Source organism: Azospirillum melinis (genome assembly GCF_013340935.1).
GTDB lineage: Bacteria > Pseudomonadota > Alphaproteobacteria > Azospirillales > Azospirillaceae > Azospirillum > Azospirillum melinis.
The window spans coordinates 17602-36271 of the sequence record NZ_WHOS01000070.1; the positions used below are offsets into that span (position 1 = coordinate 17602).

Annotated in this window: 19 protein-coding genes; 12 read left to right on the forward strand and 7 right to left on the reverse strand. The window is 68.1% G+C overall.

Translation table 11 applies throughout. The annotated features are described in order from the left end of the window. Positions 1–42: 42 nt before the first annotated feature. From GBZ48_RS31085 to GBZ48_RS31095, 3 genes are all read right to left on the reverse strand, one after another. Positions 43–633, reverse strand: a complete 591-nt coding sequence (locus tag GBZ48_RS31085; protein ID WP_174474544.1) for a hypothetical protein — start codon at positions 631–633, stop codon at positions 43–45. 130 nt (positions 634–763) lie between these two features. Continuing rightward, complete coding sequence (locus GBZ48_RS31090; protein ID WP_109096470.1) at positions 764–994, reverse strand: hypothetical protein; 231 nt, start codon at positions 992–994, stop codon at positions 764–766. Between the two features lie 146 nt (positions 995–1140). After that, on the reverse strand, positions 1141–2133 hold the full coding sequence (locus tag GBZ48_RS31095) for a LysR family transcriptional regulator (RefSeq protein ID WP_174474545.1): 993 nt from the start codon (positions 2131–2133) through the stop codon (positions 1141–1143). A 160-nt stretch (positions 2134–2293) separates the two neighbouring features. Between GBZ48_RS31095 and GBZ48_RS31100 the strand changes: the two genes are divergently transcribed. Continuing rightward, positions 2294–3466: a mandelate racemase/muconate lactonizing enzyme family protein gene (locus GBZ48_RS31100; RefSeq protein WP_174474546.1), complete on the forward strand. Its 1173-nt coding sequence runs from the start codon at positions 2294–2296 to the stop codon at positions 3464–3466. 138 nt (positions 3467–3604) lie between these two features. On the opposite strand, the gene GBZ48_RS31105 is transcribed toward GBZ48_RS31100, so the two are convergent. Continuing rightward, positions 3605–3814, reverse strand: coding sequence for a hypothetical protein (locus GBZ48_RS31105; protein ID WP_174474547.1), 210 nt, complete (start codon positions 3812–3814; stop codon positions 3605–3607). A gap of 211 nt (positions 3815–4025) precedes the next feature. Between GBZ48_RS31105 and GBZ48_RS31110 the strand changes: the two genes are divergently transcribed. Next, on the forward strand, positions 4026–4580 hold the full coding sequence (locus tag GBZ48_RS31110; protein ID WP_174474548.1) for a carbonic anhydrase: 555 nt from the start codon (positions 4026–4028) through the stop codon (positions 4578–4580). Between the two features lie 59 nt (positions 4581–4639). On the opposite strand, the gene nadC is transcribed toward GBZ48_RS31110, so the two are convergent. The 3 genes from nadC to nadA are packed head-to-tail and all read right to left on the reverse strand — an operon-like array spanning position 4640 to position 8168. Continuing rightward, positions 4640–5473, reverse strand: a complete 834-nt coding sequence (nadC, locus tag GBZ48_RS31115; protein WP_174474549.1) for a carboxylating nicotinate-nucleotide diphosphorylase — start codon at positions 5471–5473, stop codon at positions 4640–4642. Next, positions 5458–7107 (reverse strand): L-aspartate oxidase, encoded by a 1650-nt coding sequence (locus GBZ48_RS31120; protein ID WP_174474550.1) that lies wholly within the window; start codon positions 7105–7107, stop codon positions 5458–5460. Before GBZ48_RS31120 ends, nadC begins: the two co-directional genes overlap by 16 nt. Positions 7108–7157: 50 nt before the next feature. Next, positions 7158–8168 (reverse strand): quinolinate synthase NadA, encoded by a 1011-nt coding sequence (gene nadA / locus GBZ48_RS31125; protein ID WP_174474551.1) that lies wholly within the window; start codon positions 8166–8168, stop codon positions 7158–7160. Between the two features lie 170 nt (positions 8169–8338). Between nadA and GBZ48_RS31130 the strand changes: the two genes are divergently transcribed. From GBZ48_RS31130 to GBZ48_RS31175, 10 genes are all read left to right on the forward strand, one after another. Next, positions 8339–8545: a hypothetical protein gene (locus GBZ48_RS31130; protein ID WP_174474552.1), complete on the forward strand. Its 207-nt coding sequence runs from the start codon at positions 8339–8341 to the stop codon at positions 8543–8545. 143 nt (positions 8546–8688) lie between these two features. Further along, positions 8689–9297, forward strand: a complete 609-nt coding sequence (locus GBZ48_RS31135) for a TorD/DmsD family molecular chaperone (RefSeq protein WP_174474553.1) — start codon at positions 8689–8691, stop codon at positions 9295–9297. Then, positions 9294–9518, forward strand: a complete 225-nt coding sequence (locus GBZ48_RS31140) for a twin-arginine translocation signal domain-containing protein (RefSeq protein ID WP_174474554.1) — start codon at positions 9294–9296, stop codon at positions 9516–9518. The genes GBZ48_RS31135 and GBZ48_RS31140 overlap by 4 nt, the downstream gene beginning before the upstream one ends. 20 nt (positions 9519–9538) lie before the next feature. After that, on the forward strand, positions 9539–12451 hold the full coding sequence (locus GBZ48_RS31145; RefSeq protein WP_174474555.1) for a formate dehydrogenase subunit alpha: 2913 nt from the start codon (positions 9539–9541) through the stop codon (positions 12449–12451). Between the two features lie 22 nt (positions 12452–12473). Next, positions 12474–13109 (forward strand): formate dehydrogenase FDH3 subunit beta, encoded by a 636-nt coding sequence (gene fdh3B, locus GBZ48_RS31150; protein WP_174474556.1) that lies wholly within the window; start codon positions 12474–12476, stop codon positions 13107–13109. Between the two features lie 36 nt (positions 13110–13145). Continuing rightward, positions 13146–14159 carry a formate dehydrogenase subunit gamma gene (locus GBZ48_RS31155; RefSeq protein ID WP_174474557.1) on the forward strand — a complete coding sequence of 338 codons (1014 nt, stop codon included), beginning with the start codon at positions 13146–13148 and terminating at the stop codon, positions 14157–14159. Between the two features lie 169 nt (positions 14160–14328). After that, entirely contained in the window at positions 14329–15849 is a 1521-nt protein-coding gene (adh, locus tag GBZ48_RS31160; RefSeq protein WP_109096481.1) for an aldehyde dehydrogenase, read from the forward strand. 92 nt (positions 15850–15941) lie between these two features. Continuing rightward, complete coding sequence (locus GBZ48_RS31165) at positions 15942–16334, forward strand: DUF779 domain-containing protein (protein WP_174474558.1); 393 nt, start codon at positions 15942–15944, stop codon at positions 16332–16334. 192 nt (positions 16335–16526) lie between these two features. After that, entirely contained in the window at positions 16527–17663 is a 1137-nt protein-coding gene (gene nosP / locus GBZ48_RS31170) for a nitric oxide-sensing protein NosP (protein ID WP_246307581.1), read from the forward strand. A gap of 3 nt (positions 17664–17666) precedes the next feature. Next, positions 17667–18662 (forward strand): PAS-domain containing protein, encoded by a 996-nt coding sequence (locus GBZ48_RS31175; RefSeq protein WP_246307582.1) that lies wholly within the window; start codon positions 17667–17669, stop codon positions 18660–18662. Positions 18663–18670 lie beyond the last annotated feature (8 nt).

Here is an 18670-nt window from a genome sequence, read left to right on the forward strand (position 1 = left end):
ATCGGACGCGCTGCCCGGTTCAAAGCTGCCCGGTCAAGGTCTTCAGACGGTCATCGAAACCAATCCGCCCGGCGACCCGCCGCTGTATCCGCCCGTCGCGGCCGGTGTGAAGCCGCCGGCCGCCGGTGCCGCGGCGGTGGACCCCGCCGCCGTCCCGCTGCTGCTGGGAGCGCTGGCGAAGGACACACCAATCGACGTGCTGGCCGCTGTGCCGGTCGTCGTGCCGCCTGACCCGGACCCGCCCGCCGCCGCGCCATAGCCGCTGCCGGACGAACTCCCCGTGTTGCCGGCTGATCCGTCCGAGCCGCTCTTCGCCACAGCCGCTTTCCGCTCATCCTCCTGGGACAGCCGGTTGGCGGTGCGGCGGTATTCCTCGACCACGCGCTGGGACGGGATCTGGTCCTGGGTTTCGCCGGTGTCGAAGTCGCGGAAATACAGCACGGCCACCCGCGCGCCCTGATCATAGCGCAGGAAGGGGCTGATGAAGCCGGCGCCGGAGGATTTTTCCGTCTCGCCGGAGGCCGTGTTGCCGGTGCTCCCGGTTGATGTCGACGGGGAAGCGGTGCCGGCTTCCGTCGGCTGGAAAGCTGTCGGGCGGACTGCCGTCGAGCTGGAAACGCCACGGATCTCCATCGCTGCCTCCCGCGCTTCTTGCCCGCTTTCCAGGCGTTGCCCCTGGGACAGCCCCTTGGCAGGCGCCGCCCCTCGATGGTCTCCTTAACCGACCTTGCCGCACAGGCCCTGCCGCACGATCCGGTACGGATCAGACCGTGATGTTCAGATTCTGGCCGCGGGTGGCGGTGGTGTTGCCGCCGCTCGATCCGCTCTGGGCCGTCTGCGCCTCCTGCTGGCGGCGGGTGCGCTCGGTCTGGTCTTCCTGTGCGGATTCGACGGGCGAGGTCGACCGCTGCGCCGCGGCCGGGCCGCTGCTGAGCGGGGTGACGTATGGCTGCTGCTGATAGCCGCCGATGCCGCCAATGCTGCTGACGCCCATGATCGTTCCTCCGGTCGCTGACGCGACGCTTCTCAACCCAACTAGGCAAATTTTGCCCGATCGGAAGGGTTAGCGCCAGCGAAATCGCTTCAGTGGAGAAGCTTTGTTGGGAATGTCAACGATCAAAGTGGCTTGGGAGCAAAGGGTCACAACTCTTTTTCGGCTGTCGATTCCGCTCCGGCAACCTGCGCTGCGGGTTCCGGCGGCGACTCGGCGTTCCGCCACAGGGCGGCTTCGACGGCCAGCGTCCAGAAGCTTTCGGCCGCCTTGCTCTGGCGCGCGCGCGGGCGGACCAGCCGGATCTGCACCGGCACGGTCCAGCGCTCGTCGCCGGACGGCACACCGGCGCGCAGCAGGGTGCCGCGCGCCAGATCCTCGGCGATCAGGCTTTCCGGCAACCAGGCCACGCCGCGCCCGTCGCGCGCCAGCGTGCGCAGAACCGCGGCAAGGTGGGAGGTGAAGACGGTGTCGAGCGCGGTGGGCAGCGGCTGCGCCGCCCGCACCGCCTCCAGGATGCGGCCCATGCCGGATTCGCGGCTGTAGGACAAATGCGGCAGCGTCGTGTCCTGACCGTCCGCCAGCAGATGGCGCGGCCGGCCGCCGGCATCGGGGGCGGTCACCGCCAGCAGCCGGTCGCCGCCGACGACGACGGAGCGGAAGGACTCCGCATCCAGCCGGCCGGCTGCCGCCGGATGGGCGTGGCAGAGCAGGAACTGCGCCTGGCCTGCCAGCATCAGCCGCTCGCAGGCCTCCAGGCTGTCCGACGACAGGGTGATGGCGCCCAGCCTTGCGCGGGCTTCCAGCGCCCGCAGCCAGGACGGGAAGAAGGTCAGCGACAGCGCATGGGTGGCGGCGAAGCGCAGGGTCGCCGCCTCCGACTGGGCGGCGAGCCGGGCCTCTTCCCGGCCTTGCAGCAGGCGGCGCACGGTCTCGTCGGCGAAAGGGCGGAAGCGGCGCCCAGCTTCCGTCAGGGTCACCGGCTGGGCGCTGCGGTCGAACAGCGGGGTGCCGGCCCAATCCTCCAGCGCGCGGATGCGGCGGCTGAAAGCCGGTTGGGTCAGGTGGCGCATGTCGGCGGCGCGGGAGAAGTTGCCGCAATCCACCAGCGCCAGGAAATCGTCGAGCCAGGAGAGTTCCATCGCCCAATCTTCGTCACGTCTGCCGGGCCGGCCCGGTGCCTGTAGGCCACCCTATGCCGAACCCGCATGATGCGTTCCGACCTTGGCATTGGCCCGGCGGCCCGCAACATCCCTACAGTGCCGGCACGAAACGCGCCACCACGCTGCAAGGGGAACCGCCATGCGCATCGTCGAAATCCGCGAGCAGACCGCCGGCATCAAGTCCGACATCGCCAACGCCTTCATCGATTTCAGCCAGATGACGTGCAGCGTCGTCGCGGTGGTCACCGACGTGGTGCGCGACGGCAAGCCGGTGATCGGCTACGGCTTCAATTCGAACGGCCGTTATGCCGCGGGCGGGCTGCTGCGCGAGCGCTTCATCCCCCGGCTGATGTCGGCGGCGCCCGACAGCCTGCTCGACGACACGGGCGAGAACCTCGACCCGTTCCGCATCTGGGCGCGGCTGATGACCAACGAGAAGCCGGGCGGCCATGGCGAGCGCTCCGTCGCCGTCGGCACCATCGACATGGCGGTGTGGGATGCCGTGGCGAAGATCGCCGGCGTGCCGCTCTACCGCCTGCTGGCCGACCGTTTCCGCGGCGGGGTGGCCGACGACAGTGTCTGGGTCTATGCCGCCGGAGGCTATTACTATCCCGGCAAGGATGTGACGGCGCTTCAGGACGAGATGCGCAGCTACCGCGACCGCGGCTACAAGGTCGTGAAGATGAAGATCGGCGGCGCCCCGCTGGAAGAGGATCTCCGCCGGATCGACGCGGTGCTGGAAGTGGTCGGGTCGGGCGAGAATTTGTGCGTCGATGCCAACGGCCGCTTCGACCTCGCCACCGCGATCAGATATGCCGAGGCGCTGAAGCCCTACGGCCTGTTCTGGTACGAGGAGGCCGGCGACCCGCTGGACTATGCGTTGCAGGCCGAACTCGCCAGCCATTACGACCGGCCGATGGCGACGGGCGAGAACCTGTTCTCCCACCAGGACGCCCGCAACCTGATCCGCCATGGCGGCATGCGGCCCGACCGCGACTGGCTGCAGTTCGACTGTGCCTTGAGCTATGGGCTGGTGGAATATCTGCGCACGCTGGACATGCTGAAGGACAATGGTTGGTCCAGCCGGCGGGTGGTTCCGCATGGCGGGCACCAGATGTCTTTGAACATCGCCGCCGGCCTGCATCTGGGCGGAAACGAATCCTACCCGGACGTCTTCAAGCCCTTCTGCGGTTTTGCCGACGGTATCGCAGTCGAGGATGGCCGCGTGCGGCTGCCCGATCTGCCCGGCGTCGGTTTCGAAGCGAAGTCGGAACTGTTCGCGACGATGAGCGGGCTGCTGGAAACCCGATAACGGCACTCAGGTTTGGAATCCGGACCTGTTCCATTGGGAGACGGCATCGCCAATGTTCGATTCGGCCATTGACCGAGCGCCGTACTGTGTCAATCTGTTGGAGGTCGCAACGTTTCAGAAAGGAGGTGATCCAATGTCTCATGGAGCCAGTCCGGTCGTCGCCGCATTGTTCGGTCTCGCCACTCTCCTGACGGCGGGGATCGCCAACGCGGACTGTTCGCCCAACCACAGCGCGAGCGCGTCGCCGCCGCCGGCCTCCAGCACCGTCGGGTCGGCAGGAACACCGGCGCCCAGCAGCACGCGCGGCGGGTGACGGCCGAACGCTGACGACCAGGAACGTCCATGCACAGAAACGGGCCGCCCCTCACCGGGCGGCCCGTTTTCATTCCGGCGGGGAACGGAGTTGGGTTGTGGAGCGTGCTATCCGAAAAATGCCACAGGGATGAATTTTTATTGCTTTTCCATATGGTGGTAGACCCTATATTGAAATTTTTAACAATACGCTGCCACCATTGCGCGTGAAACCTCGATATGGGTTCGAGGCGTGTTGGAGGGCAAGATGGATCACTCGACCGGTCATCACCATGGCTGCTGCCAGGGCGAACACAGCTCGCGCCGCGGGTTCCTGAAGCTGGCGACATTGGGCGCCGGCGTGACGTTGATGGCGCCGATGATGATGAGCCGCCCGGCCCGGGCCGGCAGCGTCGATACCCTTCTGCTGTCCTGCATGGACTATCGCCTGATGGGCCATGTCGCCGGCTATATGAATGCCCGCAACATGCAGGCGAACTACGACCACGTCATCCTGGCCGGCGCCAGCCTGGGCGCGCTGACCGACAAGAAGCCGGCTTGGGGCGACGCCTTCTGGGACCATGTCGCCGTCGCCAAGGAACTGCACCACATCAAGCGCCTGATCGTCATGGATCACCGCGACTGTGGCGCCTACAAGGTCTTTCTCGGCATGGACCTGTCGCCCGACCCGGCGAAGGAAGCCGAGGTGCACGGCCAGTACTTGAGCAAGCTGAGGGCAATGGTCAAGGAGCGCCACCCGGACCTCGAGGTCGAACTGCTGCTGATGGGTCTTGACGGCAAGGTCGAGAAGCTGGCGGCGTAAGCGCCGCAGACCAAAAAGCCCCTTCTCCCGGTTTGAGAAGGGCCTTTTTGATTTTTTCGTCACATATCCAGCCCCAGATCCAGGTTCGGGGCGCTGTGGGTCAGCCAGCCGCAGCTGATCATGTCGACGCCGGTCTCGGCGATGGCGCGGACGGTGGCGAGCGTGACGTTGCCCGATGCCTCGGTCAGCAGGCGACCGTCCACCATCCGCACGGCGCGGCGCAGCGTGTCCGGGTCCATGTTGTCGAGCAGCACGACATCGACCGGCAGGCCCAGCAGTTCGTCGAGCTGGTCGAGCGTGTCGACCTCGACCTCCACCTTCACCATGTGGCCGATGGCGGCGCGGACGCGCTCCACCGCCGGGCGTACGCCGCCGGCGACGGCGATGTGGTTGTCCTTGATCAGCACCGCGTCATCCAGCCCGAAGCGGTGGTTGAAGCCGCCGCCCAGCTTGACCGCATGCTTCTCCAGAACGCGCAGGCCGGGGGTGGTCTTGCGGGTGCAGACGATGCGGGTCTTCGTGCCCTCCACCTCGCGCACCAGGGCGCGGGTGGCGGTGGCGATGCCGGACAGCCGGCCCATCAGGTTCAGCGCCGTACGCTCCGCCGTCAGCAGGGCGCGGGCCTTGCCGGTCAGGGTGGCGATGGTGCCGCCGGGGGGCACGTCGTCGCCGTCGGTGCGCTCCACCGTCACCGAAATACCGGGGTCGAGCAGGCGGAAGGCGATCAGCGCCGCCTCCAGCCCGGCGACGCGGCCATCTTTGCGGGCGGCGATGCGGGCGGTCGCCACCGCGTCGGCCGGGATGATGCTGTCGGTGGTGATGTCGCCGGCCCGGCCCAGATCCTCCGCAAGGGCGGCGCGGACGATGGGCTCGACGGTCAGAGGATGCAGCATGCGGCGTCTCCGGGCAGGTGGCCGGCGGTGCCGGCCAGTTCGCTGAGGGTCAGGGTGCGGGAGAGGGAGGCGGGGTTCGGCAGGGGATGGTCGCTGCGGCAATGGGCGCCGCGGCTTTCCTCCCGCGCCAGCGCGGCATGGACCACCAGACGGCCGACCAGCAGCCGGTTGCGCGCCTCGCCCCACTGGCGGACGATTTCGGGCGGGGCCTGGAGGTCATTTTCGCTATCGCCGTCCTCGCAGCGGAGCATGTCCAGCGCCGCCGCCAGCCGGTCGAGCTTGCGCCGGGCTGCCAGCAGCCCCAGCCCGTTGCGGACCAGACCGGCTCCGTCATAGAGCGCCGTCCGCGCCTCCGTCCCGATGGCGTCGAGCAGGGCATGGCCGACATCGGCGGCGACCGTCGGCGGGCGGGGCAGGGCGAAGGGCGGCAGAGGCGACAGGGGACGGTCCGCCACATCGCGGGCGACGCGGGCGCCGAACACCAGCGCCTCCAGCAGGGAATTGCTCGCCAGCCGGTTGGCACCGTGGACGCCGGTGCAGGCGACCTCGCCGCAGGCCCACAGCCCGTCCAGGCTGGTGCGGCCGTCGGCGTCGGTGACCACCCCGCCCATATGGTAGTGGGCGGCCGGCGCCACCGGCATCGGCTCGGCGACGGGGTCCAGCCCATGCTCGGCGCAGAGCGCCAGGACGGTGGGGAAGCCGCCGGGCTTGGCGGCCAGTGCCGGACGCAGGTCGAGGAACACCGGCTCACCCGCTGCGACGCGCCGGCCGATGGCGCGGGCGACCACGTCGCGCGGCGCCAGCTCCGCCAGCGGATGCTCGTCCGGCATGAAGCGGCGGCCCTGACGGTCGAGCAGAAGCGCCCCTGCTCCGCGCAACGCCTCGGTCAGCAGCGGCACCGGGTCGGCATCGACGGCCAGCGCCGTCGGGTGGAACTGGACGAACTCCAGGTCGGCGAGAGTGGCGCCGGCCCGCGCGGCGATGGCGAGCCCGTCGCCGGTGGCCTCCGCCGGGTTGGTGGTGCGGGCAAAGGCGGCGCCGATGCCGCCGGTTGCCAGGATCACGCGCGGCGCCCGGTGCAGCACCCAGCCCTGCCCATGGCAGGCCAGCAGGCCGCAGACCCGGCCGTTGCGCAGCACGAGATCGACGGCGAAGGCGTCGGTCTCCACCCGCACCGACGGGGTGGCGCGCAGGCGGTCCGCCAGGGCGGTGACCAGGGTGCGGCCGGTGGCGTCGCCGCCGGCATGGACGATGCGCGCCGCGCCATGCGCGGCTTCCCGGCCCAGCAGCGGCGAGCCGTCGGGCGCACGGTCGAAGGGCAGGCCGTCGTCGAGCAGGCGGCGGACCTGGGCGGCGCCGTCGCGGGTCAGCAGCGCCGCCATCGCCGCATCGACCAGACCGGCCCCGGCGGCGACGGTGTCGGCGGCATGGTCCTCCGGCCGGTCGCCGGGGCCGACGGCGGCGGCGATGCCGCCCTGTGCATACAGGCTGGAGCCGCCGGGGAGGCCGGCGGTCTTGGTGATCAGCGTGACCGCGCGCGGCGCCAGCTGCAGCGCCGCGGTCATCCCGGCAAGGCCGGAGCCGACGACGATCACCTCGGCATCGCGGACATCGTAAGGCGTGCTGGAGGTCATGGGGGACTCCTCAAGCTCCCTCTCCCTGAGGAAAGGGCTTTTCTACGCACTCACTTCGGCTTCACCGCCAGCATGCGCTCCACGGAGCGGCGGGCGCGGACGGCCAGCGCGTCCGGGATCTCGACGCGCGGCTCCAGGGTCCGCAGCGAGTCCAGGATGCTCGACAGCGTCACCGTCTTCATGTGCGGGCACAGGTTGCAGGGCCGCACGAACTCCGTCTCGGGCGAGGCGGCGGCGACGTTGTCGCTCATCGAGCATTCGGTGACCATCAGCACCCGCGGCGGCTTCTCGGTGCCGACGAAGTCGATCATGCGGGCGGTAGAGCCGACGAAATCGGCGGCCTCCAGCACGTCGGGCGGGCATTCGGGGTGGGCGATCACGGTCAGCCGGTCGAAGCGGCGGCGGAAATCCTCGATCTCGGCGCCGGTGAAGCGCTCATGCACCTCGCAATGGCCCTTCCAGGCGATGATCTCGACCTTGGTCTGGGTGGCGACATACTTCGCCAGATACTCGTCGGGCAGGAAGATCACCCGGTCGACGCCCAGCGATTCCACCACCTCCACCGCGTTGCCCGAGGTGCAGCAGATGTCGACCTCCGCCTTCACCTCGGCCGAGGTGTTGACATAGGCCACCACCGGCACGCCGGGATGCGCCTCGCGCAGCAGGCGGACATCGGCGGCGGTGATGCTGTCGGCCAGCGAGCAGCCGGCATTGCGGCTGGGGATCAGCACCGTCTTGGCCGGATTGAGCAGCTTCGCCGTCTCCGCCATGAAATGCACGCCGGCCAGCACGATCACGTCGGCATCGGTCTCGGTCGCCTTGGCGGCCAGCGCCAGACTGTCGCCGACGATGTCGGCCACGCCGTGGAAGATCTCCGGCGTCTGGTAGTTGTGCGCCAGGATGACGGCGTTGCGCTCGCGCTTCAGCTCGTTGATGGCGTGGACCAGCGGGGCGTGGAATGGCCATTCGATGGCCGGCACGACACGCTTCATGCGGTCGTAGATCGGCGCGGTCGCCGCGGCGACGGCAGGGGTGTAGGCGAGTTCGGCGACCTCGGGCATCGGATGCTCCGCTCTATGCTCGTTCTGAGCAAAACAATATGTGCTCTATTAGAGCATATCAAGAAGAAAAGGCGGAGCGGAAACAATCTGGCGCGAACGGCGTTGTGCGATGGCGGGAAAGGCCGGCAGCGCGGCTTTTCCCCCGGTAAGCGCTGTCTGGAGAATCACCGATGAGAGCCTTCCTCGCCGCGCTCTGCGCCATCGTCGTCCTGGCAGGCGGCGCCTGGGCGGTGCTGCCGAGCCTGTTCGCCCGCAGCGCCGACGAAACCTTCGCGTCGGTTGGCGCGCGGGTGGGGGAGGAATCGTCTGTCGCACACCGCAACTTCTCCGGCCGCCCGCAGCCCGACAGCCAGCAGGGCGGCAATCCGCAGAAGTGACGCCGCGGGCAGAGCGCAGGGCAGGTGGGAAAACGGATGATCCCGGCAGGGTAGCCCCGACCGGGTAAGGCAACCTTTGCCCGCGCCGGCCGTTGTTACGGTTCGGGCCTGCCATGGCCTCGAACAGGGCTTGCGGGAGTGTGATGACGGTTCACGATCCGGAAAGCGGCGCGGAGGACTTGCGTGCCGACGTCTACCGGCTGCTGGCGCTGACGCTGGCCGCCCCGCCGGGCGCCGATCTGCTGGCTCTGCTGGGCGGTCTCACCGGCGACACGACGCCGCTCGGCCGGGCCTTCGGCGATCTGGCCGCCCGGGCCAGCGCCACCGATCCACAGGCGGCGGAGCGCGAGTTCAACGCGCTGTTCATCGGCGTCGTCCAGGGCGAGCTGGTCCCATATGCCTCCTACTACCGCACCGGCTTCCTGACCGACCGGCCGCTGTCGGCCCTGCGCGCCGACCTCCAGGCTTTGGGGCTGGAGCGCGCGCCCGGCGTGTCGGAGCCGGAGGACCACATCGCCGCACTCTGCGACGTGATGGCGGTTCTGATTCGCGAGGGGGCCGACCCGGCGGTGCAGCGCCACATGCTGGACAGCCACCTGACGCCCTGGGCCGGGCGCTTCTTCCGGGATCTGGAGGGAGCGCAGGCGGCCAGCCTCTACCGCCCGGTCGGCACCATCGGCCGCCTGTTCCTGGAAATCGAGCAGGAGGCCCTGAACAGACAGATCGACCAGATGGAGGGAGCCGACGCATGAAGACGCCGCAAGACCCGCCTCGCAACGGCCCCGCACTCAATCCCCTGCAACGCCGCGACATCCTGAAGACGCTGGGCCTGGGGGCTGCCGGCGCAGCGGCGGCGGCTGTCCTGCCGGCTGGGGACGAAGCGCAGGCGATGGAATCGCCGCAGGAGCAGGTGAAGGCCCGCTACCGCGAAACCGAACACGTCAAGCGCTTCTACGCGCTGAACCGCCTCTAAGGGCGATCCGGAGGGTGTCCATGCTGGTCAAACGCAGCTCGGCGAAAACGGCAGGCGGAAAACGGTCCGGTCTGGTCGCCGCCCTGGCCGACAGTCTGGAATCGGGCGTCAGCCGCCGCGGGTTCCTGCGCCGCTCCGGCCTTGCCGCGGGCGGCATCGCCGCCGTCGGCGCGCTGCCGGGTGCCATGATCCGCAAGGCGGAGGCCGGTCCCATCCTGCCGAATGTCGAGGTGGTGACGCGCAAGAACGTCTGCACCCACTGCTCGGTCGGCTGCACGGTGATCGCCGAGGTGCAGAACGGCGTCTGGGTCGGGCAGGAGCCGGGTTGGGAGAGCCCGATCAACCAGGGCACCCACTGCGCCAAGGGCGCCTCGGTGCGCGAACTGACCAAGGGCACCCGCCGCGTCAAATACCCGCTCAAGCTGGTGGACGGCGTCTGGCAGCGCATCGGCTGGGACCAGGCAATCGAGGAGATCGGCAACCAGCTGATGGACATCCGCAAGGCGTCGGGGCCGGACGCGGTTTTCTGGCTCGGTTCGGCCAAATTCTCCAACGAGGGCGCCTATCTCTACCGCAAGCTGGCGGCCTTCTGGGGCACCAACAACGTCGATCATCAGGCGCGCATCTGCCACTCCACCACGGTCGCCGGCGTGGCGAACACGTGGGGCTACGGCGCCATGACCAACAGCTACAACGACATCCAGAACTCCAAGGCGCTGGTGATCGTCGGCGGCAATCCGGCCGAGGCGCATCCGGTGTCGATGCAGCACATGCTGCGCGGCAAGGAGCACAACCGCGCCCCCTTCATCGTCATCGACCCGCGCTTCACCCGCACCGCCGCTCATGCCACCGAGTATGTCCGCATCCGTCCCGGCACCGACATCCCGGTCGCCTGGGGCCTGCTGTGGCACATCTTCGAAAACGGCTGGGAGGACAAGGAGTACATCCGCCAGCGCGTCTACGGCATGGACGAGATCCGCGCTGAGGTGAAGAAGTGGACTCCTGAGGAGGTGGAGCGGGTGACCGGCGCCCCCGGTTCCCAGCTTCGCCGCGTGGCGGAGGCGCTGGCGAAGAACAAGCCCAGCACCGTGATCTGGTGCATGGGCGTCACCCAGCACACGGTCGGCACCGCCAACGTCCGCGCCCTGTCGATCCTTCAGCTGGCGCTGGGCAACATCGGCGTGGCCGGCGGCGGCGCCAACATCTACCGCGGCCACTGCAACGTGCAGGGCGCCACCGACTTCGGCCTCGATGTCAGCACGCTGCCCGCCTATTACGGGCTGGCGGAAGGGGCGTGGAAGCATTTCGCCCGCGCCTGGGACGTCGAGTACGACTATCTGAAGGGCCGCTTCGCCACCAAGGACCTGATGGAGGCCAAGGGCATCCCGACCACGCGCTGGTTCGATGCCGTGCTGGCCAAGCCCGGCGAGATCGACCAGCCCAGCCCCTTGCGCGCCATGATGTGCTTTGGCCATGGCGGCAACACCGTCACCCGCATGCCGGAGATGGTGAAGGGTCTGGAGAAGCTCAGCCTGCTGGTCATCGCCGACCCGCACCCGACCACCTTCGCCGCGATCAAGGAGCGGCGCAACGGCACCTACATCCTGCCGGCCTGCACCCAGTTCGAAACGGACGGGTCGCGCACCTGCTCCAACCGCTCGATGCAGTGGGGGGAGAAGGTGGTGGAGCCGATCTTCGAATCGAAGGACGACTACACCATCATCTATCTGCTGGCGCGCAAGCTGGGCTTCGCCGACGAGATGTTCAAGCACATCACGGTGGAGAAGGACCGGCCGGTGCCGGAGGACATCCTGCGCGAGATGAACCGCAGCTGCCTGTCCATCGGCGCCACCGGCCAGTCGCCGGAACGGCTGAAGATGCACATGAAGCATCAGGCCGACTTCGACAAGATCACCATGCGTGCGGCCTCCGGCCCCTGCGCCGGCGATTATTATGGCCTGCCCTGGCCGAGCTGGGGCCATCCGGAGATCAGGCATCCGGGATCGGCGGTGCTCTACGACACCTCCAAACATGTGATGGACGGCGGCGGCGTCTTCCGCGCCCGCTTCGGGGTGGAGCGCAACGGCGTCTCGCTGCTGGCCGACGGCTCCTATTCCAAGGGGTCGGAGATCGAGGACGGCTATCCCGAATTTACCATGGCCGTGCTGAAGAAGCTGGGCTGGGACAAGGATCTGACGCCCGATGAGATGCGCGTCATCCAGGCCATCGGCGGCGGCGGGGCCGAGGTGGACAATGTCAGCTGGCAGACCGACCTGTCGATGGGCATCATCCGCGTGGCGCTGAAGCATGGCTGCGTGCCGCACGGCAACGCCAAGGCGCGTGCCGTCGCCTGGAACCTGCCCGACCCGGTGCCGGTCCACCGCGAGCCGATCTATTCCCCGCGCCCCGAACTGGTGAAGGCCTATCCGGCCATCGAGGACCGGCGCGACTTCCGTCTGGTCCAGCTTGCCCGCTCGCTCCAGTTCAAGGTGGCGGACAGCGACCTGCGCCAGCGCTTCCCCATGGTGCTGACCTCCGGCCGGCTGGTCGAATATGAGGGCGGCGGCGAGGAGACACGGTCCAACCCCTGGCTGGCTGAGCTGCAGCAGTCGATGTTCGCGGAGATCAACACCAAGGACGCCGAGCGGCTGAACATCAGGGACGGCGCCTGGGTCTGGGTCTATGGGCCGGAGGACGGCAGCAAGGCCAAGGTCAAGGCGCTGGTGACCGACCGCGTCGGCGGCGGCACGGTGTTCATGCCGTTCCACTTCTCCGGCTTCTGGCAGGGCGACAGCCTGCGCGGCAACTACCCGCCCAACACCGACCCCATCGTGCTGGGCGAGCCGGTGAACGGGGTGACGACCTACGGCTACGACCCCGTCACCTTCATGCAGGAAACCAAGGTCACCCTCTGCCGGGTCGAGCCGGCGTGACGTACGGGAGCTGAACAGAACAATGGCCCGGATGAAGTTCCTGTGCGACGCCGAACGCTGCATCGAATGCAACGCCTGCGTCACCGCCTGCAAGAACGAGCATGAAGTCCCCTGGGGCATCAACCGCCGCCGGCTGGTCACGCTGAACGACGGCAAGCCGGGCGAGCGGTCGATCTCGATGGCCTGCATGCATTGCAACGACCCGCCCTGCGCCGCGGTCTGCCCGGTCGACTGTTTCCTGCAAACTGCCGATGGGGTGGTGCTGCACAGCAAGGATCTGTGCATCGGCTGCGGCTACTGCTTCTACGCCTGCCCGTTCGGCGCGCCGCAATACCCGCGCACCACCGATTTCGGCAGCCGCGGCAAGATGGACAAGTGCACCTTCTGCGCCGGTGGACCCGAGCCGGACGGCAGCGTCGAGGAATACCAGAAATACGGCGCCAACCGGCTGGCCGAGGGCAAGCTGCCGCTCTGCGCCGAGATGTGCTCCACCCGCGCGCTGATGGGCGGCGACGGCGCGGTGCTGGCCGACATCTATCAGGAACGCTCGCTGCGCCGGGGCTACGGCTCGGGCGCGCCGGGCTGGTCGACCGCCTATGGCCGCAACGACCGCGGCTCCCCCTTCACACCGGGCGGGCCGAGCACGGGCGGGGCGTGAGCGCCTCCACAAGAAAGACCTTACCGGGAGACCACCATGCGCCCCACCAGACTCCCCCTGCACGCCCTGCTGCTGATTGCCCTGCTGGCCGTCCAGAGTCTGGCCGCTCCGACTTTCGCACAAGCGCAGCTCACCCAGGTGCCCGGCCAGAACTCGCCGACCACCAAGGAGCAGGTGCCGCTCTACGTGCCGCAGGACGACAAGATGATCGGCCGCGTCAGCATCCCGGACGAAAAGCTGGCGGTTCTGGTCCAGCCGGAAGGCCGGGAGTGGCGGGAGTGGCGCACCCACACGCTGCGGCTGGCGATCGGCGGGCTCGCCATCGGCATGACGACGGTTCTGGCGATCTTCTTCCTCTACCGCGGCACCATCCGTATCCATGCCGGCCGATCGGGCCGGCTGGTCCTGCGTTTCAACGGACTGGACCGTTTCGCCCATTGGACAACGGCGGTCAGCTTCCTGATCATGGCGCTGACCGGGGTGATCCTGACCTTCGGCCGGCCGCTGCTGATCCCGCTGATCGGCCATCAGGCCTTCACGCCCCTGGCGGAATATGCCAAGTCGATCCACAACTTCGTCAGCGTGCCCTTCGTCGTCGGGCTGCTGATGATCCTGGCCTTGTGGCTGCGTGACAACATCCCGGAAAAGGCCGACTGGGTCTGGATCAGGACGGCGGGCGGGCTCTTCTCCAAGGCCGGCGACAGCCATCCCGAGGCCGGGCGCTTCAACGCCGGGCAGAAGATGGTGTTCTGGAGCATCGTGCTGGGCGGCATGGGCATGGCAGCCACCGGCTATCTGCTGATGGTGCCGTTCGCCTTCACCGGGATCGGCGGCATGCAGATCATGCACGTCATCCACGGCCTGCTGGCGGCGGGCCTGATCGCCGCGGTGATCGGCCATATCTACATCGGCACCATCGGCATGGAGGGCGCCTTCGACGCCATGGGCTGCGGCGAGGTCGACGAGAACTGGGCGATGGAGCATCACCGCCGCTGGTATCAGGAGCAGCTGCGCAAAGGCTATGTCGAGGGTCGCCAGCCGGCGGAGTGAAGCGCCGTAAGGATGCGCCCATAGGGTGGGACACGAACAATCCCACCCGCCGACCGTCTCCTTCCATAGTACAATTTACCCCCTCCCTCTCAGAGTGGCTGAATGGCCCTCGACAAACGCGCTGGACCGGAGACCTGACCGGTTCACCACACTGAGAGGAACGGCCAAAATGCTCCACCAGGCTCTCGACACGCTCCAGAAGCAGATCGCGCTCCGCCCCCGCTACGACAACTATATCGGTGGCCAGTGGGTTGCGCCGGTGGATGGCCAATACTTCACCAATCTCACCCCGATCACTGGAAAGCCGCTGTGCGAGATCGCCCGTTCCCAGGCCGCCGACGTGGAGCTGGCGCTCGACGCCGCCCACGCCGCCAAGGATGCCTGGGGCCGCACCTCGCCCACCGAGCGCTCGAACATCCTGCTGAAGATCGCCGACCGCATGGAAGAGCGGCTGGAGGTCATCGCGCTGGCCGAGACGCTGGACAACGGCAAGCCGATCCGCGAGACCCGCGCCGCCGACGTTCCGCTGGCCATCGACCATTTCCGCTACTACGCCGGCTGCATCCGCGCCCAGGAAGGCTCGATCGCCGAGATCGACCACACCACCTACGCCTACCATTTCCATGAGCCGCTGGGCGTCGTCGGCCAGATCATCCCCTGGAACTTCCCGCTGCTGATGGCCGCCTGGAAGCTGGCTCCGGCGCTGGCCGCCGGCAACTGCATCGTGCTGAAGCCGGCCGAGCAGACCCCGATGGCGATCATGGTGCTGGCCGAGATCATCGGCGACCTGCTGCCGCCCGGCGTGCTGAACATCGTCAACGGCTTCGGCATCGAGGCCGGCAAGCCGCTCGCCACCAACAAGCGCATCTCGAAAATCGCCTTCACCGGTGAGACCTCGACCGGCCGCCTGATCCTGCAATACGCCTCCGAGAACATCATCCCGTCGACCGTCGAGCTGGGCGGCAAGTCGCCGAACATCTTCTTCGAAGACGTGATGGCCGCCGATGACGAGTTCCTCGACAAGGCGCTGGAAGGCTTCGCGATGTTCGCGCTGAACCAGGGCGAGGTCTGCACCTGCCCGAGCCGCGTCCTCATCCAGAAGTCGATCTACGACCGCTTCATCAAGCTGGCGGTCGAGCGCGTCGCCAAGATCGCCCAGGGCCATCCGCTGGACGGCGGCACCATGATCGGCGCCCAGGCCTCGCAGGAGCAGCTGGAGAAGATCCTCTCCTACATCGAGATCGGCAAGGCCGAGGGCGCCAAGGTCCTGATCGGCGGCGAGCGCGCCCATCTGGGCGGCGAACTGGAAGGCGGCTACTACGTGCAGCCGACCATCCTGGAAGGCCACAACAAGATGCGCATCTTCCAGGAGGAGATCTTCGGCCCGGTCGTCGCCGTGACGACCTTCGAGACCGAGGAAGAGGCGCTGGCCATCGCCAACGACAGCGAGTTCGGCCTGGGCGCCGGCGTGTGGAGCCGTGACGGCAACCGCGCCTTCCGCATGGGCCGCGGCATCCAGGCCGGCCGCGTCTGGACCAACTGCTACCACCTGTACCCGGCGCACGCCGCCTTCGGCGGGTACAAGAAGTCCGGCATCGGCCGCGAGACGCACAAGATGATGCTCGACCACTACCAGCAGACCAAGAACCTGCTGGTCAGCTACAGCCCGAAAGCGCTCGGCTTCTTCTGAGCCCTGCTCCTCCCTATCGGGCAAACCTGGGCCGGGGGCGTGTCCCCCGGCCTTTTTTCTTTCTCCGTGTGGTTTCGTGATAAAGGACCACCATGACCGCCACAACGCCGACTGACCGCGTCATCGCGACCCCCGAGGCCGTCGCCCTGCTGGACCGGCTTGCCGCGAAGCACGGGCCGCTGATGCTGCACCTGTCGGGCGGCTGCTGCGACGGCTCGGCACCGCTCTGCCTGCCGAAGGGGGAGTTCCGGATGGGCGGTCGCGACCTGTGCCTGGGAACGGTCGCCGGTGCGCCCTTCTGCATGTCCGACGATACCTTCCAATGGTGGCGCAACACCCAGGTCATCCTGGACGTTATCCAGGCGCGCGGCGGCGGATTCTCAATCGAGGCGCCGGACGGCGTCCGCTTCACCGCCAGGGCCCGCCTGTTCACCGACGAGGAACTGACCGGGCTGCCGGATCCGCAACCGGCCGAGACTGTTTAGGAGCCGCTCCGCATCATGTCCTCCTTCACCGGTCCGCGGATTGGTCTTGCCCGCCGCCATCCCTGGAGTACCCTTGCCGGATCGCAACCGCAGACCGGGAGGGAGGCGGCAGGGGCAGCGATGTCCGCACAGGAGATCTCCGCAGACGGTCCTACTGTACATGGCCCGGTGAGACCCGCGTCCGGCGACGGCATGCCGCGCGCCGTCACCCATGCCGAACGCCCGGATGAGGCGGCGCGGGAGTTGCGCGCCGGGCTGGGCGAGGCGGCGCTGGAGCTGGTGGTCGTCTTCTGCGCCCCAAGCTATGACCGCGAGGCGCTGGCCGACGCGCTGGCGGGGCAGTTCGGCATGGTGCCGGTGATCGGCTGCACCACGGCGGGGGAGATCGGCCCCGGCGGCTACACCACCAACGCCCTGGTGGCGGTGGGTTTCCCGACCGAGGATTTCTGCATCGTCACCGCGCTGGTCGACCATGTCGACCGCTTCGAGATCGCCGACAGCACCGCCATCGCGCGGTCGTTGCTGTCGCGCCGCGACCGCGCGATGGGAACCCGGCCGGTGCCGCTGGGCGAGGATGCCCGCAGCTTCGCCATGCTGCTGATCGATGGCCTGTCGATGAGCGAGGAGACGGTGGTCAGCGCCCTGCACAACGCGCTGATCGACATCCCGCTGTTCGGCGCCTCGGCCGGCGACGACCTGCATTTCGAGCGCACCTTCGTCCTGCACGAGGGTGCCTTCCATCCAAATGGCGCGGTGGTGGCGCTGTTCACCACGACGCGGCCCTTCACCGTTTTCCGCACCCAGCATTTCGTCAGCTCCGACCGCAAAATGGTGGTCACCGGCGCCGATCCGCAGCACCGCATCGTCCATGAGATCAATGCCGAGCCGGCGGGCCGCGAATATGCCCGGCTGGTCGGGCTGGAGGGGGAGCCGCTGACCCCGATGATCTTCGCTTCCCACCCGGTCGTGGTGCGGGTCGGCGGCCAGTATCATGTCCGCTCGATCCAGAAGGTGAACGACGACGAGAGCCTGACCTTCTTCTGCGCCATCGACGAGGGCATCGTGCTGACGGTGGCGGAGGGTGTCGATCCGGTGTCCAACTTTGACGGGCTGATCGAGGGCATCGAGGCGGAGGTCGGCGCCCCCGACCTGATCCTCGGCTGCGACTGCATCCTGCGCCGGCTGGAGATGGAGCAGCGGCAGCTGAACGCCGTGATGTCCGACCGGCTGGCCCGCCACCGCGTCGTCGGGTTCTGTGCCTATGGCGAGCAGGTGAACGGCATGCACGTCAACCAGACCTTCACGGGCGTCGCCATCGGAGGGCGTTAAGCCATGGCCGGCATGCAGACCCGCAACTGGACACTCGACCCAGCCGACCGCATCGCCGAGCTGGAGCGGGAAAACGCCAAGCTCCAGCGCATCAACAAGGTGCTGATGGACCGCGTCGAGCGGTCGATGGATTTCCAGGGCGGCGCCTTTTCGCTGTTCCAGACCGCCATCGTGCTGGAACAGAAGATCCGCGAGCGCACGCTGGAGCTGGAACGTGCCCTGCACAAGCTGGAGGACAGCAACCGCGACCTCGCCCGCGCCAAGGAACTGGCGGACACCATGCGCACCCGCCTGTTCGAGGCGATCGAGTCGGTGAACGAGGGGTTCGCCCTGTTCGATTCCGCCGACCGGCTGGTGCTGTGCAATCGCAAATACCTGTCCTACTGGCCGTCGGTGGCTGGCCGCATCCAGGCCGGCATCCGCTTCAACGATCTGGTGGCGATGGTCGCCGCCGCCGGTGCGGTCAGCGAGCCGCCGCCGGACGTCTGGCTGCGCGAGCGGATGGAGCATCGCCACGATTTGAAGGGCGTCTTCCTGAACCGGCTGTCCGACGGACGCTGGATCCAGGTGAACGAGCGGCGCACCCGGGACGGCGGCATCGTCGGCGTCTACACCGACATCACCGTCATCAAGCGCGAAGAAGAGCGGCGCCGCGAATCCGAACAGGCGGAGAAGTCCGCCCTGATGATGCTGAACGACCAGTTGCAGCAGGCGAAATCCCAGGCCGATCAGGCCAACCTGTCCAAGACCCGCTTCATCGCGGCTGCCAGCCACGACCTGTTGCAGCCCCTGAATGCCGCCCGGCTGTTCGTCTCGGCGCTGGCCGATCTGGAACAGCCGGCCGCCAATGCGGAGCTGGTGGACAACATCGACCTCGCGCTGGCGTCGGTGGAGGATCTGCTGTCGGCGCTGCTCGACATTTCCAAGCTCGACGCCGGGGCGGTGACGCCGGAGGTAAGCGACTTCCCGCTGCGTGGCATCCTGGCGCCGCTCGCCTAGACACATCT

Excerpts from the sequence above, each read along its gene's own strand:
- GBZ48_RS31130 (WP_174474552.1), top strand. The coding sequence starts at position 8,339 with ATGAGAGCCTTCCTCGCCGCGCTCTGCGCCATCGTCGTCCTGGCAGGC.
- GBZ48_RS31155 (WP_174474557.1), top strand. The coding sequence starts at position 13,146 with ATGCGCCCCACCAGACTCCCCCTGCACGCCCTGCTGCTGATTGCCCTG.
- nadA (WP_174474551.1), bottom strand. The coding sequence starts at position 8,168 with ATGCCCGAGGTCGCCGAACTCGCCTACACCCCTGCCGTCGCCGCGGCG.
- GBZ48_RS31120 (WP_174474550.1), bottom strand. The coding sequence starts at position 7,107 with ATGACCTCCAGCACGCCTTACGATGTCCGCGATGCCGAGGTGATCGTC.
- GBZ48_RS31110 (WP_174474548.1), top strand. The coding sequence starts at position 4,026 with ATGGATCACTCGACCGGTCATCACCATGGCTGCTGCCAGGGCGAACAC.
- GBZ48_RS31145 (WP_174474555.1), top strand. The coding sequence starts at position 9,539 with ATGCTGGTCAAACGCAGCTCGGCGAAAACGGCAGGCGGAAAACGGTCC.
- GBZ48_RS31095 (WP_174474545.1), bottom strand. The coding sequence starts at position 2,133 with ATGGAACTCTCCTGGCTCGACGATTTCCTGGCGCTGGTGGATTGCGGC.
- GBZ48_RS31100 (WP_174474546.1), top strand. The coding sequence starts at position 2,294 with ATGCGCATCGTCGAAATCCGCGAGCAGACCGCCGGCATCAAGTCCGAC.
- GBZ48_RS31175 (WP_246307582.1), top strand. The coding sequence starts at position 17,667 with ATGGCCGGCATGCAGACCCGCAACTGGACACTCGACCCAGCCGACCGC.
- adh (WP_109096481.1), top strand. The coding sequence starts at position 14,329 with ATGCTCCACCAGGCTCTCGACACGCTCCAGAAGCAGATCGCGCTCCGC.
- GBZ48_RS31165 (WP_174474558.1), top strand. The coding sequence starts at position 15,942 with ATGACCGCCACAACGCCGACTGACCGCGTCATCGCGACCCCCGAGGCC.
- nosP (WP_246307581.1), top strand. The coding sequence starts at position 16,527 with ATGCCGCGCGCCGTCACCCATGCCGAACGCCCGGATGAGGCGGCGCGG.
- nadC (WP_174474549.1), bottom strand. The coding sequence starts at position 5,473 with ATGCTGCATCCTCTGACCGTCGAGCCCATCGTCCGCGCCGCCCTTGCG.
- GBZ48_RS31140 (WP_174474554.1), top strand. The coding sequence starts at position 9,294 with ATGAAGACGCCGCAAGACCCGCCTCGCAACGGCCCCGCACTCAATCCC.
- fdh3B (WP_174474556.1), top strand. The coding sequence starts at position 12,474 with ATGGCCCGGATGAAGTTCCTGTGCGACGCCGAACGCTGCATCGAATGC.
- GBZ48_RS31085 (WP_174474544.1), bottom strand. The coding sequence starts at position 633 with ATGGAGATCCGTGGCGTTTCCAGCTCGACGGCAGTCCGCCCGACAGCT.
- GBZ48_RS31135 (WP_174474553.1), top strand. The coding sequence starts at position 8,689 with ATGACGGTTCACGATCCGGAAAGCGGCGCGGAGGACTTGCGTGCCGAC.
- GBZ48_RS31090 (WP_109096470.1), bottom strand. The coding sequence starts at position 994 with ATGGGCGTCAGCAGCATTGGCGGCATCGGCGGCTATCAGCAGCAGCCA.